Raw genomic sequence first — 15,292 nt, 5'->3', positions numbered from 1 at the left:
CGGGACTACTCAGTTGTACGTGCCGGGCGTGAAGTCGTCCGTCGAGAAGCTGTCGAAATCGACGAACCCGAGGTCGGCTTCGGAGTAGACACCGTCGGACGCGAACACCCGGTTGGGGTAGCGCTCGCTCTTGGCCTCTTCCGTCGCCTCGACGACGACGTTGCGGTACTTGCCGAGGCCGGTACCCGCCGGGATGAGCTTTCCGATGATGACGTTCTCTTTGAGACCCATCAGGGGATCGCTCTTACCCTGCATGGCCGCTTCGGTCAGCACGCGGGTCGTCTCCTGGAACGAGGCGGCCGACAGCCACGACTCGGTCGCCAGCGACGCCTTGGTGATACCCATCAGCTCCGGACGACCCGACGCGGGGCGCTTGCCCTCGACGACCGTCTGGCGGTTGATGTCGATGAAGCGACGCGAGTCCACGAGCTCACCGGGCAGCAGCGTCGTGTCGCCGTGGTCGACCACGGTGACCTTCCGCAGCATCTGGCGAACGATGACCTCGATGTGCTTGTCGTGAATCGGCACACCCTGCGAGCGGTATACACCCTGGACGCCGTTGACGAGGTACTTCTGCACCTCGCGGGCACCCTGGACACGCATGATGTCCTTCGGGTCACGCGTACCGACCTGCAGTGCCTCGCCGACCTCGACGTGCTGGCCGTCCTCGACCAGAAGCGTCGCACGCTTCAGGACCGGGTAGACCTTGGGCTCGTCGCCGTCATCGGGCGTGATGATGACCTTCTTCGCGCGATCGGTCTCGTCGATCGTGATGCGACCAGCGGCCTCTGCGATGGGCGACGCACCCTTGGGGGTACGGGCCTCGAAGAGCTCCTGCACGCGGGGCAGACCCTGCGTGATGTCATCGGCCGAGGCCGAACCACCGGTGTGGAAGGTACGCATCGTGAGCTGCGTTCCGGGCTCACCGATCGACTGGGCCGCGATGATGCCGACGGCCTCTCCGATGTCGACGAGCTTTCCGGTCGCGAGCGAGCGGCCGTAGCACTTCGCGCAGACGCCGACGGCCGAGTCACAGGTGAGGACGGACCGCACCTTGATGGACTCGACGCCCAGCTCGATCAGACGGTCGATGAGCACGTCGCCCACGTCGTCACCGGCCGAGGCAACAGTCTCGCCCTTGCCGTCGACGACGTCGGAGGCGAGCGTGCGGGCGAACACCGAGTTCTCGACGTTCTTGTCGCGCACGAGCACACCGTCGGCAGCCGGGGCGGCGATCGTGTACTCGAGGCCCTTGCCGGTGCCACAGTCATCCTCGCGGATGATGACGTCCTGCGAGACGTCCACCAGACGACGGGTCAGGTAACCCGAGTCGGCGGTACGCAGAGCGGTGTCGGCGAGACCCTTACGGGTACCGTGCGTGGCGATGAAGTACTCGGCGACCGACAGACCCTCACGGTACGACGAGATGATCGGGCGCGGGATGATCTCACCCTTGGGGTTGTTCACCAGGCCTCGCATACCCGCGATGTTGCGGATCTGCAGCCAGTTACCACGAGCACCCGACGACACCATGCGGTTGATGGTGTTGTCTTCCGGGAAGTTCTCGCGCATCGCGACCTGCACCTCGTCGGTGGCCTTGGTCCAGATGTCGATGAGTTCCTTGCGGCGCGCGGAGTCATCGATGAAGCCCATGTCGAAGTCGTCCTGGACCTTCGCGGCGTCCTTCTCGTAACGTCCGACGATCTCCGCCTTGTTCGGCGGCGTCAGGATGTCGGAGAGGGCGACCGTGACACCCGAACGGGTGGCCCAGTAGAAGCCGGCGTCCTTGATGCGGTCGAGCGTCGCTGCAACCTCGGCCGGGTACTCCTCGGCGAGCTTGTTGACGATCTGGGACAGCTTGTTCTTGTCGGCGACGTCGCGCACGAAGGGGTAGCCCTTCGGGAGCGTGTCGTTGAAGATCGCCTGTCCGAGCGACGACTCGACCAGGCCGTGACGCTCGTAGCCCTCGGGCGCTTCGCCCTCGAGGAACGACAGTCCCGGGATGCGGATGCGCACGACGGCCTGCAGGTCGAGGGTTCCCTCGTCCTTGGCCAGGATCGCCTCGGAAACCGAACCGAACGCGCGTCCCTCTCCGGCAGCACCCTTCTTGACCGTGGTCAGGTGGTGCAGGCCGATGATCATGTCCTGCGAAGGCAGGGTGACCGGACGACCGTCGGAGGGCTTCAGGATGTTGTTCGAGGCGAGCATCAGGATGCGCGCCTCGGCCTGGGCCTCGACCGACAGCGGAAGGTGGACGGCCATCTGGTCACCGTCGAAGTCCGCGTTGAACGCGGCACAGACGAGCGGGTGCAGCTGGATCGCCTTGCCCTCCACGAGCTGCGGCTCGAACGCCTGGATACCCAGACGGTGGAGCGTGGGCGCGCGGTTGAGCAGCACGGGGCGCTCGCGGATGATCTCTTCGAGCACGTCCCAGACCTCGGGGCGCGTGCGCTCGACGGCGCGCTTGGCGGCCTTGATGTTCTGCGAGTGACCGAGATCGATCAGGCGCTTGATGACGAACGGCTTGAAGAGCTCCAGGGCCATCTGCTTGGGCAGACCACACTGGTGCAGCTTCAGCTGCGGGCCGACGACGATGACCGAACGGCCCGAGTAGTCGACGCGCTTGCCGAGCAGGTTCTGACGGAACCGACCCTGCTTACCCTTCAGCATGTCGCTGAGGGACTTCAGGGCGCGGTTGCCCGTACCGGTCACGGGGCGACCACGGCGGCCGTTGTCGAACAGTGCGTCGACGGCCTCCTGCAGCATCCGCTTCTCGTTGTTGACGATGATCTCGGGGGCACCGAGGTCGATCAGACGACGAAGACGGTTGTTGCGGTTGATCACGCGGCGGTAGAGGTCGTTGAGATCGGATGTCGCGAAGCGGCCACCGTCGAGCTGCACCATGGGGCGAAGCTCCGGCGGGATCACCGGGACGACGTCGAGCACCATCGCGGCGGGGCTCATGCCCGTCGAGAGGAACGCGTTGACAACCTTGAGGCGCTTGATCGCACGGATCTTGCGCTGGCCCTTGCCCTCCGAGATCTGCAGGTGCAGGTTCTCGGCCTCGGCGGCCAGGTCGAACGCCGCGAGGCGACGCTGGATCGACTCGGCGCCCATGTGGGCCTCGAAGTACAGGCTGTAGCGATCCTGCAGCTCCTGGAAGACGTCGTCTTCCGGCTTGAGGTCGCCGACCTTCAGGTTGCGGAAGTCCTCCCAGACGCGCTCGAGACGGGTGATCTGCTCGTCGAAGCCCTTGCGGACCTGACCCATCTCCTTCTCGGCGGCGTCCTTGACCTTCTTCTTCTGGTCGGCCTTGGCACCTTCGGCCTCGAGAGCGGCGAGCTCGGTCTCGAGCGTCTGCAGGCGCGTCGCGATGCGGGAGTCCCGCTGGTCGCCCAGCGTCTTCAGCTCGAGGCGCAGCTCGTTCTCGAGCTGCGGCATGTCGGCGTGACGAGCGTCGTCGTCGACCGAGATGACCATGTACGCCGCGAAGTAGATGACCTTCTCGAGGTCCTTCGGCGCCATGTCGAGCAGGTAGCCGAGGCGCGAGGGGACACCCTTGAAGTACCAGATGTGCGTGACGGGCGCGGCGAGCTCGATGTGGCCCATGCGCTCACGACGAACCGAGGACTTGGTGACCTCGACGCCGCAGCGCTCGCAGACGATGCCCTTGAAGCGGACCCGCTTGTACTTTCCGCAGGCGCACTCCCAGTCACGGCTGGGTCCGAAGATCTGCTCTCCGAAGAGGCCATCCTTCTCGGGCTTCAGCGTGCGGTAGTTGATGGTCTCGGGCTTCTTGACCTCGCCGAAGGACCAACGACGGATGTCGTCGGCGGTGGCGAGACCGATGCGAAGCTCGTCAAAAGTTGTTACGTCGAGCACGTGTTCTCCTGTGTCGAATCTTTAAGTCAGTTACGTGAGTCGGGCCGGAATCGGGACGATCCCTGAACCTGGGACGGGTCAGATCTCGTCGATGGACGACGACTCGAACCGGCTGGAGATGTTGATGCCGAGCTCTTCCGCGGCGCGGAAAGCCTCGTCATCCGTGTCGCGGAGGTTGACCGCCGTGCCATCCGCCGAGAGGACCTCGACGTTCAGGCAGAGCGACTGCATCTCCTTGATGAGCACCTTGAAGGACTCGGGGATGCCGGGCTCCTGGATGTTCTCGCCCTTGACGATGGCCTCGTACACCTTGACGCGGCCGAGGATGTCGTCGGACTTGATCGTGAGGAGCTCCTGCAGTGCGTAGGCGGCGCCATAGGCCTCGAGGGCCCAGACCTCCATCTCACCGAATCGCTGACCACCGAACTGCGCCTTACCACCCAGCGGCTGCTGCGTGATCATCGAGTACGGGCCCGTCGAACGTGCGTGGATCTTGTCGTCGACGAGGTGGTGCAGCTTCAGGATGTACATGTAACCGACCGAGACCGGTGCGGGGAACGGATCGCCCGAGCGGCCATCGAACAACAGCGCCTTACCGGTGCCGTCGATCAGGCGGTCGCCATCGCGCGTCGGCGTGGTGACATCGAGCAGGCCCTGGATCTCGGCCTCGCTCGCGCCGTCGAACACCGGGGTCGCGACCTTCGTGCCGGGGGCGGCCTCGAAGGCTTCCTGCGGCAGCTTGGCGGCCCACTCGGGGGTGCCCTCGACCTTCCAGCCCTGCTTCGCGATCCACCCGAGGTGGGTCTCGAGAACCTGACCGAAGTTCATGCGACCGGGGATACCGAGCGGGTTGAGCACGACATCGACGGGGGTGCCGTCGGCCATGAAGGGCATGTCCTCGACGGGCAGGATCTTCGCGATGACACCCTTGTTGCCGTGACGACCGGCGAGCTTGTCACCCTCGGTGATCTTGCGCTTCTGGGCGATGTAGACCACGACGCGGCGGTTGACGCCCGAGCCGAGCTCGTCGTCGCCGTCCTCGGCGTTGAACTCCTTGACGGCGATGATCGTGCCCTGCTCACCGTGGGGGACCTTCAGCGACGTGTCGCGAACCTCGCGGCTCTTCTCGTTGAAGATCGCGCGGAGCAGACGCTCCTCGGCCGACAGCTCGGTCTCACCCTTGGGCGTGACCTTGCCGACCAGGATGTCGCCGGGGCGAACCTCGGCGCCGATGCGCACGATGCCGCGCTCGTCGAGGTCCTTCAGCAGGTCGGGCGCGACGTTGGGGAGGTCACGGGTGATCTCCTCCTTGCCGAGCTTGGTGTCGCGCGAGTCGACCTCGTACTCCTCGATGTGGATCGACGAGAGGGTGTCGTCCTTCACCAGGTTCTGGTTCAGGATGATCGCGTCCTCGAAGTTGTGACCCTCCCAGGGCATGAACGCCACGAGCAGGTTCTTGCCGAGCGCGAGCTCGCCGTTCTCCGTCGCGGGGCCGTCGGCGATGACCGCACCGACCTCGACACGGTCGCCGGCCGAGACGATGACGCGCTGGTTGTAGCTCGTGCCCTGGTTGGAGCGGTCGAACTTGCGCAGGTAGTACTCCTGCGTTCCACCCTCGTCGAGCTGGAGCGTGACGACATCCGCCGACACCTCGATGACGACACCGGCCTTCTCGGCCGTGACGACGTCACCGGCGTCGATGGCCGCGTAGCCCTCCATACCGGTTCCGACGAGGGGCGAGTCGCTGCGCAGGAGCGGCACGGCCTGACGCTGCATGTTGGCACCCATGAGGGCGCGCTGTGCGTCGTCGTGCTCGAGGAAGGGGACGAGGGATGTTGCGACCGACACCATCTGGCGCGGCGAGACATCCATGTACCCGATCTCTTCGGGGTGGAAGAGGTCGACCTCGCCACCCTTCTTGCGGGCGAGCACGCGCTCTTCGACGAAGTGACCGTCGGCCTTCAGGGGCGCGTTGGCCTGGGCGACGATGAAGTCTTCCTCTTCGCTGGCCGTCAGGTAGTCGATCTGCTCGGTGACGAGACCGTCGACGACCTTGCGGTACGGGGTCTCGATGAAGCCGAAGGCGTTGATGCGCGCGAACGATGCGAGGGATCCGATCAGGCCGATGTTCGGGCCTTCCGGGGTCTCGATCGGGCACATGCGGCCGTAGTGCGAGGGGTGGACGTCACGAACCTCGACGCCGGCGCGCTCACGCGACAGACCACCGGGGCCGAGCGCCGAGAGGCGACGCTTGTGGGTCAGGCCCGCGAGCGGGTTGTTCTGGTCCATGAACTGCGAGAGCTGCGACGTTCCGAAGAACTCCTTGATCGCGGCGACGACGGGGCGCACGTTGATCAGGGTCTGCGGCGTGATGGCCTCGATGTCCTGCGTGGTCATGCGCTCGCGAACGACACGCTCCATGCGGGACAGACCCGTGCGGACCTGGTTCTGGATGAGCTCGCCGACGGCGCGGATGCGACGGTTACCGAAGTTGTCGATGTCGTCGATGTCCATGCGGATCTCGGCCGGCTTGCCGTTACGCAGACCCGGGAAGGTCGCGTCGCCGCGGTGCAGGCGGACGAGGTACTTGATCGTCGCGACGACGTCCTCGACGGTCAGGACCGAGGCCGAGAGCGGCTCGTCGAGACCGAGCTTCTGGTTGATCTTGTAACGACCGACCTTTGCCAGGTCGTAACGCTTCGGGTTGAAGTAGAAGTTGTCGAGCAGCGCACGCGCGGCCTCGGCGGCAACCTGCTCGCCCGGACGGAGCTTGCGGTAGATGTCGCGGAGCGCATCTTCCTTCGTGACGATCGTGTCCTTGGCGAGGGTCTCTTCGATGGAGTCGAAGCCCGCGAACTCGGTCATGATGTCTTCGCTCGTGAGGCCCAGCGCCTTGAGGAACACGGTGACCGACTGCTTGCGCTTGCGGTCGATGCGCACGCCGACCTGGTCGCGCTTGTCGATCTCGAACTCGAGCCAGGCGCCACGGCTCGGGATGACGCGCGCCGACACGATGTCCTTGTCGGACGTCTTGTCGGGGGTCTTGTCGAAGTACACACCGGGCGAGCGGACGAGCTGCGAGACGACGACGCGCTCGGTGCCGTTGATGATGAACGTGCCCTTGCCGGTCTGCAGGGGGAAGTCGCCCATGAAGACGGTCTGGGTCTTGATCTCACCGGTCTGGTGGTTCATGAACTCGGCCTCGACGTACAGCGGGGCGGCGTACGTCTTGCCGCGCTCCTTGCACTCCTCGATCGAGTACTTCTCGGGCTCGAGGTACGGGTTCGTGAACGACAGCTGCATCGTCTCGGAGAGGTCCTCGATCGGCGAGATCTCTTCGAAGATCTCCTCGAGGCCGCTGATCTCGGGAACGTCGGTACGACCGATGCTCTTCGCCTCGGCGACACGAGCCTTCCAGGCGTCGTTTCCGACGAGCCAGTCGAAGGACTCGGTCTGCAGCGCGAGAAGGTCGGGGACCGTCAGCGTGTCAGAGATCTTCGCGAACGAGAGGCGGGATGCTCCGCGACCGGTCTTGGGGGTGGTGGTGGATGCGTTGCGCGCAGCGGCCAAGGGAAAAACCTCCATGGGCCCAGAAGGGCTCGTGTTTCCTCGTCGTGGGTGGATCGCTCACCTTCCCCGAAACCAGAGGGCCGCACGCCGCTTTCGCGGGGGGCACACAGGCACAGCCGACCACCATATGAGGGCAGGGGGAATCTAGGAGCGCAAACAACAACTATACGTCGCGAACGGCCGACTGTCCAGTCGGATTCTTGACGAGTGTTGCTTCCTGCGGTATAACCGCGCGCGCCTCTTCCTATTCCCCGGCTCTGCACCCGTCCAGATACCCGGGCCTGCACCCGCGTCCTCCCCCAGCCCTGCACCCGCCGCCGGGGGGCTGGGGCGACAGCATCGCGTTGGGGCGCGAGTTCCGGCGCCCCAACGCGAATCCGACGCCCCAAGCACCCGCACAGGGCGGCGGAGGTGCGTCAGGCGTGCGAGCGAGCGTGACGGAAACGGATGCGAGTGCCCGGGCGGGCCTGCCCGAGGGCGTCGAGCGAGGCATCCGTCACGACCGCGATCACGGGGTAACCACCTGTGACGGGTCCATCGGCGAGCAGAACGGTCGGACGCCCACCCGGCGGCACCTGCAGGGCGCCCGGCACCATGCCTTCACTCGGCAGCTCGCCCGGAACGGCGCGCACGAGCTCGGGACCGTCCAGCCGGGCGCCCACCCGGTCGGCGTCGCGCGACACCGTCCACACGGATTCGAACAGCGCGCGCAGGGCGGACGGCTCGAACCAGTCGGCGCGCGGGCCCGGCGCGAGTTCGAGCTCGAGGTGGTCGGGCGGCGCACCCCAGGGCGCGATATCGAGCGGAGGGACGGGGTCGCGCGGCGCGCGCCCCACCGGGAGCGATCCGCCGGCTCGGAGCGGGCCCGGGCCCAGCCCCGCGAGGGTGTCGGTCGATCGCGATCCGAGCACCTCGTCCGCGACGATGCCGCCGCGCACGGCGAGGTAGGCGCGCGCGCCGTGCTCGAGCCATCCGATCCGCAGCTCGGACCTCGCGGGCCAGGGGCGCGCGACATGTGTGCCGACCGGGCGACCGTCGATCGTGAGCGGACCCGAACCCCCTGAGACGGCGATCCACAGATCGCGCGCCGCGACCGCCCGGAAGCCCCCGAGGGCGACCTCGATCCCGGCCCGTCCCTCGGCGTTGCCCACGAGACGGTTGGCGATACGGAGCGATTCGCGGTCGAGGGCACCCGATCGGGCCACCCCGATCGAGGCATGGCCGGGACGCCCGAGATCCTGCACCGTCGCGAGCAGGCCGGGCTCGACCACCCGGATCGCCGGGGATTCGGCCTCGCCCGCGGTTCTTGCGGGGACGACGGATGCGGTGGGCGTCGCGCGGGCCGAGGGACGCCCGATACTGCGGAAGCGGACGCGATCGCCCGGCCTGAGAAGCGCCGGGCGCGCGGCGGCCGGATCGAACAGGGCTGCGGTAGTCGTGCCGATCAGGCGCCACCCGCCGGGAGTCTCGCGCGGGTAGGCGCCCGAGAAGGCGCCGGCGATGCCCACCGCGCCCGCCGGCACGCGGGTGCGCGGAACGTGGAGACGGGGCACGTCGAAGGTCCACGCGGGGCTCGTCAGGTACCCGAAGCCCGGCGCGAAACCCGTGAACGCGACGGTCCACGGGGCGCGCTCGTGCCTTTCGGCCAGCTCGCCGGGGCCGAGCCCGAGCATCTCGGCCACCTCGGCGAGGTCGGGGCCGTCGTACGCGATATCGAGCGTGATCGGGTCGGCGGGCGACGGGGGTGCCGCGGCATCCGTCGCCTGCGACCACGCGCGCTCGATCACGTCCCGCACCGCCGCCGCGGAGGTTCGGGCGGGGTCGAACGTCACGAGCACCGTGCGGGCGGCGGGCACGAGGTCGACGATCCCCGGGGAGGCGGAGGCGGAGAGCGCGGCGTGCAGGGCCAGGACGTCGGCGAGGCCGGCGACCTCGGCCAGCAGCGCCCGCTCCCCCATGGGCAGGATGCGCAGGGTCCGCGACGCACTCACCATGGGGCTGCGCTCACCACGGGCTGCACTCACCATGGGGCGCGGACCTCGACCCCGGCGACATCGAGGGCGGCACGGACGGCCCGGGCCATCGCGACCGCCTCGGGCGTGTCGCCGTGCAGGCACAGCGAGGCCGCGTCCGCCACGACGAGCGTCCCGTCGATCGCCTCGACGACGCCGTCGCGCGCGAGCCGCACGGCCCGCTCGGCGACGACCGACGGATCGTGCAGCAGCGCCCCCGTCATCCCCCGCGGCACGAGCTCGCCGCCAGGCGTGTATCCGCGATCGAGGAAGGCCTCGCGCACGAAGGGCAGCCCCGCAGCGGCGGATGCCTCGGCCGCCGCAGCGCCCAACGCCAGGACCGGCACGGCGCGGCCGAGGGCGTCCGAGAGGTCCACGACCGCCCGAACGAGCGCCCGTGCGAGATCGGCATCCATCCCGACCGCGTGGTACAGCGCCCCGTGCGGCTTGACGTAGCGGATATCGGCCCCTGCTGCGCGCAGCGCGGCGAGCTGGCCCGAGACGACGACCGTCAGCTCCGCGGGTGCGAGGTCCATCGCGGCGCGGCCGAACCCGCCGCGATCCGGGTAGGACGGATGCGCGCCGACCGCGACGCCGTACCGCGCGGCGCGCTCGACCGCCAGGCGCATGGACGAAGCGTCCCCGGCGTGCCCGCCGGTCGCGATGTTCGCGCTCGAGATGACCGCGAACATCGCCTCGTCGTCGGCCGTGGGCGCTCCGTCGACCGTCTCGCCGAGGTCGGCGTTCAGGTCCACTGATGCGGCTGTCACGGGGTGCACGGCACCATTCTCGCTGGTGGCTCGCGCGGGTCTCGCGCGCCCCGCTCGGCTAGCGTGGGCGGGTGAGCAGAAAGCGAGATGGCGATGCCGAGGCATCCGCCCCCTCGACCCGGCTCTCGGACGGCTCGATCGCCCGCGTCGTGCCCTCGCCGTACACGACGGGATGGGAACTGGATGTCGCGGGCACCCCGCAATCCCATGTCGATCTCGACGATCCCACGCACCTGCACTTCGAGTACATCGCCCGCATGGGCGCCGTCATAGACCGACTCAAGCTGCCGGGGCAACCCCTCACCGCCGTGCACCTCGGCGCCGGAGCGCTGACCCTCCCGCGATACATCGCGTGGACGCGACCGGGATCGCGTCAGCAGGTCGTCGACATCGAGCCCGCCCTCGTCGATCTCGTGCGCGCCGAACTGCCGCTGCCGAGTGGCGCATCGATCCGGGTGCGGATCGGCGACGCACGCGCCGTGCTCGGGCGGCTCCCCGTGGGTCTCGTCGGCACGGTCGATCTGCTCGTATCGGACGTGTTCGCCGGGGCGCAGACCCCCGCGCATCTGACCTCGGTCGAGTTCTACCGCGCGGCCGCGGCCGTCCTCGCTCCGGACGGCGTGCTGCTGGTCAACGTCGCCGACGGACCCGGCCTGCGCTATGCGCGCCGCCAGGTCGCGACGGTGCGCGAGGTGCTGCCCAACGTCATCGTGCTCGCCGAGGTGCAGGTCTTGAAAGGTCGACGCTTCGGCAACCTGGTGATCGCCGCATCCGCCGCCAGACTCCCGACGGCGTGGTTGCCCCGCCTGATGGCAGCGGGCCCGCACCCGGCCAAGGTCGCCGAGGGCGCCGAGCTCGACGCATTCGTCGCGGGGGTTTCGGCGACGACGGATGCCGACGCCACCGATTCTCCGGCGCCGTCCTCGTCGTTGTTCGATCGCTGAGCGAACAACGTGCGGCAAGCCTCGGCACGCTCGGCGCGGCACGGCCGGTTGTACGCCGAACCGTTGCACACTGGAGGGGCGAAACACGCGGTGAGGAGGTCACGATGAGCTATATCCACGGGTACGACCCCGACACCCTGCGTGAAATCGTCGACGCGAACGAGTGCCGGGAACGCCTGTTGGAGCTCGGTGATCAGCGCAGCCTGCCCGCCCTGCTCGAGCGCGTCTGGCTGCTGAAGGTGCTCGACCGCCTCGAAGACGCCAGTGTCGTCTCGGACGAGTCGGTGCGCGTCGCCCGCATGGCCGGCACGCGCAAGGACCTGCTTCGCGCCCGCATCCTGCACGCGACCGTGCAGCAGTGGCGCGGCGCGTACGCCGCGGCCGAACACGAACTGACGACCTGCGCCGGCGAGGCCGAGGGTCAGGGCTGGTCCGCGATCGCCGCGTTCTCGTACCAGCACCGCGGCAAGGTGCACTACGACGCCGGTGACTACGAGGCCGCGCGTCGGGACTTCAAACGTGCCCTGTTTCTGCGCCAGGAATCGGGCGCCCCGGATGAGCAGCTCGAGGCGACGCTGCTCGCCGTCGATGCCGCGGACCGTCGTCGCGCCCGGGCGTCGGTCGCGAGCTGAGTCACCGCGCAACGGTGCGGTGCAACGGGCGCGTCTGACCGCGCGGCATCCGATGTCGTAGGGACGGTTTAGGTTTTCGACATGTCCGATCTGCAACGCGTGCGCACCTGGGCCGAAGCCCTCATCGCGCTCCACCTGGATGCTTCGTGGTCGTTCGGGTTCGACAACGCCAAACGCCGCGCGGGGCTCTGCGATTACACGCGCAAGCGGATCAGCGTTTCGCGCTACCTGTCGGCGCGGTACGACGACGACACGAATCACCAGACGCTGTTGCACGAGGTCGCTCACGCGGTCGCTGGGCCGGCCGCCGGGCACGGGCAGCGGTGGAAACAGGTGGCCCGCGAGCTGGGCTACGTCGGCGGCACGACGCACGCGGGTGAGACGGCGACCGAGCTCGCACCCTGGGTGGGGTTCTGCCCCGCCGGCCACGTCGCGTACCGGCATCGGAAGCCGACGCGGGCCGCGTCGTGTGTGAAGTGTGCGCCGCGATTCGACGAGCGTCACCTGTTCCGGTGGGAGAAGCGCGAGATCACGCCCGCCGAGCGCCTCGCCGCGATGAGGGAGCGCTGAGCCGGCCCCGCGCACGCCACGCAAGTCGCTTCGACGAGCTCAGCAACGGGCTCCGCTGCGCACACGCCGGACGGGCGGCACCGGTGCGACACTGGGGACATGCGCATCCTGCTCAAGCTCGTGATCGACTGCGACGCGGATGCGGCGTGGCGTGCCCTGCACTCGCCCCGCGCGGTGGCCGAGCTGTACGGCTCGCTCGTCCGCCTCGAGTCCGCCGAGACGGGCGGATTGCCGACGCGGTGGGAGCCGGGAACGGATGCCGTCGTCGACATGTCGTTCGCCGGGATCGTGCCGATGGGGCGACAGCTCATCCACGCGAGCGACCGGATCACGCGCGACTCGCGGGGCGAGGTACGGATCTTCCGGGACAGCGGCATTCCGCTCACCGGACCGCTCGCGTCGCTGGACGTCTGGGACCACCAGCTCGCCGTTGCGCCCGCCCCGGGCGACCCCTCCCGCACCCTCTGGCGCGAGCGCCTGACGATCGGCGGCCCGACCGCTCCCCTGCTCTGGCCCGGCCTGTGGGCCGCGTGGCAGTGGCGGGCCCAGCGCATCCGCTCGCTCGCGCCGTCGTGGGCCCACGACGTCGAGGCCACGTCCGCGGCCGAGCCCGGCCACACCGCCTGAGCCCTACTCGGCGAGGGCTTCGACCGGCGCAACCCTCGTTGCGAGCCGCGTCGGCACGACCGCGGCGACCAGGGTCAGCACGGCCGTGGCGCCGATGACGACGGCGATGGGCGCGATCGGCAGCGCGGGCAGAACCAGTGTTGCGGCCGCCCCGCCCGGGATGACGGGGACCGACCCGAGCAGCGACTGCGCGCCGGCCCACCCATAGACGACACCGAGCACGAGGCCGAGCGCGAGTGCCGCGATCGTGACGTGCGCCGCCTCGAACAGGATCATGCGGCGCACCTGACCGTTCGACAGGCCGAGCGAACGCAGCAGTCCGAGCTCACGGCGGCGCTGCACGACGCCGATCGTGAGCAGGTTCACGAGTCCGACGGCGGCGATGACGGCGGACACCCCGACGAGCGCCATCATGACGACCGAGAACGTATCCAGCAGCGAGGCCATGAACTCGGGCAGCTCGCCGCCCGCGGTGGCGGTGAGCACGGCTTTGGTCGAGGCGATCGCGACGGCGAACATCGTCACCAGGGTGACGCCCATGACCACGCCGATCGCCATGCGCGACGAGCGCTCCGGATGCCTCATCCCGTTCTCGGCGGCGAGCCGGGCGGTCGCAGACGAACCGAAGGCGCGCCCGACGAGTCGCAGGACCGGCGGCATCACGAGATGGGCCCCGAGGGCGAGGCCTGTGAACGACAGCAGACCGCCGAGGAATGCGATCACGACACCGAGCGGCGTCACGAGCCCGGCCACGATCCCGAGGGCGAGGAGCGCACCGCCGACGACGAAGAGGGTGATCGCGGCGACATTGCGGCCGGGTCGCCGCACGAGCTCCGAGTGGGCCCGCTCCACCGAGCCACCGAGCGCTTCGAGGGGGGTGACCGACAGGACGCGCCGTGAACCCGTCCAGGCGGCGGCCCAGGTCGTCACCGCGACGATCGCGGCGGGCAGCAGCAGCGTCGGCTGCACCAGCGCGAACGGAGCCCTCGGGGCATCCAGCAACGCATCCCCGATCGAGATTCCGGCCGCGGCGACGGCGGTGCCGACGAGCAGGCCGATGAACGCTCCGATGACCCCGACGACGAGACCCTGACGGGCGACTTCGGCGCGCTGCGATCGCGCAGAGGCGCCGATCAGCCGCATGAGCGCGATGTTGCGTACCCGGCCCGCGACGATCGTCGCGAACGTGTTCGCCGTCACGATCGCGGCGACGAACACGGCGACACCGACCAGGAGGACGGTGAGGATGCCGACGACGATCGCCAGCGTTTCGGATTCGCCGATGAACCTGTCCGCGAGCAGGATCGCTCCGATGTATCCGGTCGCCGCGATGAGGACGACCCCGAATGCGCTCGACAGCGCGGCGACGAGGATGCTCGCCCCCATCCCGCGTTCGCGGAGCCATGCGAGACGCGTCATGCCGACACCCCCTGCTCGTGCTCGTGCGCTCGCCCCGCGGCGTTCTCCGCGGCCCGTTCATCGGCGCGCTCGGTCGCGAGCATGTGCGCCGAGATCTGCTCGGCCGTCTGTCGGGATCGGTCCGCGACGATGCGTCCGTCACCCAGGAACAGCACGCGATCGGCGTGGCTCGCGGCGATCGGATCGTGCGTGACCATCGCGATGCTCTGCCCGTGCTCGCGCGCGGCCGCCGCCAGCAGCGCGAGCACCTCGCGCCCCGAGCGCGAGTCGAGGTTTCCGGTCGGCTCGTCGGCGAACACGAGGTCGGGCGCCGTGGCCAACGCGCGGGCGATCGCGACGCGCTGCTGCTGGCCGCCGCTCAGCTGATGCGGCCGGTGTCGCAGGCGGGCGCTCAGCCCGAGGGTCTCGACGAGGTCATCGATCCGGGCGCGCTCGAGGGCGCTCGGGCGCCGACCGTCGAGATCGAACGGCAGCATGATGTTACCGATAGCGTCGAGCGTGGGCACCAGGTTGAAGGCCTGGAACACGAAGCCCACCCGGCGCCGCCGCAGGATCGTCAGGTCGAGGTCGGAGGCTCCCGTGATCTCGACGTCGCCGATCCACGCGCGACCCGAGGTCGGGGCATCGAGCCCGGCCATGACGTGCATGAGCGTGGACTTGCCGGAACCGGACGGCCCCATGATCGCCGTGAACTCACCGCGACGGATGCCGACGGTGACATCGTCGAGCGCCCGCACCGTTCCCTCGCCGGATCCGTAGGACTTGGACAGGTTGTGCACGCGGGCGGCGAGCCCGAGGTCTGTTGAGGAGATCTGCATGTCTTCGACGCTATGGATCGCGCGGTACGGAGCGCGTCCGTCGCAGGT

Annotated in this window: 10 protein-coding genes; 4 read left to right on the top strand and 6 right to left on the bottom strand. The window is 68.9% G+C overall.

Going from position 1 to position 15,292, the window contains the following annotated elements:
- Positions 1-9: 9 nt before the first annotated feature.
- The 4 genes from CGU35_RS01500 to pxpA all read right to left on the bottom strand — a co-directional run bounded on the left by CGU35_RS01500 (position 10) and on the right by pxpA (position 10,243).
- A complete protein-coding gene (locus tag CGU35_RS01500) occupies positions 10-3,882 on the bottom strand; it encodes a DNA-directed RNA polymerase subunit beta' (protein WP_100809886.1) in 3,873 nt (1,290 codons plus the stop codon).
- A 78-nt stretch (positions 3,883-3,960) separates the two neighbouring features.
- Positions 3,961-7,452 (bottom strand): DNA-directed RNA polymerase subunit beta, encoded by a 3,492-nt coding sequence (gene rpoB, locus CGU35_RS01495; RefSeq protein WP_036299506.1) that lies wholly within the window; start codon positions 7,450-7,452, stop codon positions 3,961-3,963.
- A 416-nt stretch (positions 7,453-7,868) separates the two neighbouring features.
- Positions 7,869-9,479, bottom strand: coding sequence for a 5-oxoprolinase/urea amidolyase family protein (locus CGU35_RS01490; protein ID WP_232711103.1), 1,611 nt, complete (start codon positions 9,477-9,479; stop codon positions 7,869-7,871).
- Entirely contained in the window at positions 9,473-10,243 is a 771-nt protein-coding gene (gene pxpA / locus CGU35_RS01485; RefSeq protein WP_232711102.1) for a 5-oxoprolinase subunit PxpA, read from the bottom strand. The genes CGU35_RS01490 and pxpA overlap by 7 nt, the downstream gene beginning before the upstream one ends.
- Before the next feature lie 62 nt (positions 10,244-10,305).
- Between pxpA and CGU35_RS01480 the strand changes: the two genes are divergently transcribed.
- The 4 genes from CGU35_RS01480 to CGU35_RS01465 all read left to right on the top strand — a co-directional run bounded on the left by CGU35_RS01480 (position 10,306) and on the right by CGU35_RS01465 (position 13,007).
- Positions 10,306-11,178, top strand: a complete 873-nt coding sequence (locus CGU35_RS01480; RefSeq protein ID WP_100809885.1) for a spermidine synthase — start codon at positions 10,306-10,308, stop codon at positions 11,176-11,178.
- Positions 11,179-11,282: 104 nt separating this feature from the next.
- Positions 11,283-11,810, top strand: coding sequence for a hypothetical protein (locus CGU35_RS01475; RefSeq protein WP_100809884.1), 528 nt, complete (start codon positions 11,283-11,285; stop codon positions 11,808-11,810).
- Positions 11,811-11,891: 81 nt separating this feature from the next.
- The gene (locus CGU35_RS01470; RefSeq protein WP_100809883.1) at positions 11,892-12,380 is read left to right on the top strand and encodes a SprT-like domain-containing protein; all 489 of its coding nucleotides are present in this window, start codon (positions 11,892-11,894) and stop codon (positions 12,378-12,380) included.
- A 99-nt stretch (positions 12,381-12,479) separates the two neighbouring features.
- Positions 12,480-13,007, top strand: coding sequence for a hypothetical protein (locus CGU35_RS01465; RefSeq protein WP_100809882.1), 528 nt, complete (start codon positions 12,480-12,482; stop codon positions 13,005-13,007).
- Between the two features lie 3 nt (positions 13,008-13,010).
- Here the strand turns inward: CGU35_RS01465 and CGU35_RS01460 are convergent, their stop codons facing one another.
- Together CGU35_RS01460 and CGU35_RS01455 are read right to left on the bottom strand one after the other, a co-directional pair.
- On the bottom strand, positions 13,011-14,426 hold the full coding sequence (locus CGU35_RS01460; protein WP_232711101.1) for an FtsX-like permease family protein: 1,416 nt from the start codon (positions 14,424-14,426) through the stop codon (positions 13,011-13,013).
- Positions 14,423-15,244, bottom strand: coding sequence for an ABC transporter ATP-binding protein (locus CGU35_RS01455; RefSeq protein ID WP_100809881.1), 822 nt, complete (start codon positions 15,242-15,244; stop codon positions 14,423-14,425). Before CGU35_RS01455 ends, CGU35_RS01460 begins: the two co-directional genes overlap by 4 nt.
- Positions 15,245-15,292: the final 48 nt, after the last annotated feature.

This window comes from Microbacterium sp. BR1 (assembly GCF_002812725.1).
Classification (GTDB): Bacteria; Actinomycetota; Actinomycetes; order Actinomycetales; family Microbacteriaceae; genus Microbacterium.
The sequence above is the reverse complement of the archived record's forward strand: the minus strand, read 5'-3'. Positions and strand labels throughout refer to the sequence as shown.

What these genes read in the sequence shown, in the direction of transcription:
- CGU35_RS01475 (WP_100809884.1), top strand. Translation starts at nt 11,283, where the DNA reads ATGAGCTATATCCACGGGTACGACCCCGACACCCTGCGTGAAATCGTC.
- CGU35_RS01470 (WP_100809883.1), top strand. Translation starts at nt 11,892, where the DNA reads ATGTCCGATCTGCAACGCGTGCGCACCTGGGCCGAAGCCCTCATCGCG.
- CGU35_RS01465 (WP_100809882.1), top strand. Translation starts at nt 12,480, where the DNA reads ATGCGCATCCTGCTCAAGCTCGTGATCGACTGCGACGCGGATGCGGCG.
- CGU35_RS01490 (WP_232711103.1), bottom strand. Translation starts at nt 9,479, where the DNA reads ATGGTGAGTGCAGCCCGTGGTGAGCGCAGCCCCATGGTGAGTGCGTCG.
- CGU35_RS01460 (WP_232711101.1), bottom strand. Translation starts at nt 14,426, where the DNA reads ATGACGCGTCTCGCATGGCTCCGCGAACGCGGGATGGGGGCGAGCATC.
- CGU35_RS01455 (WP_100809881.1), bottom strand. Translation starts at nt 15,244, where the DNA reads ATGCAGATCTCCTCAACAGACCTCGGGCTCGCCGCCCGCGTGCACAAC.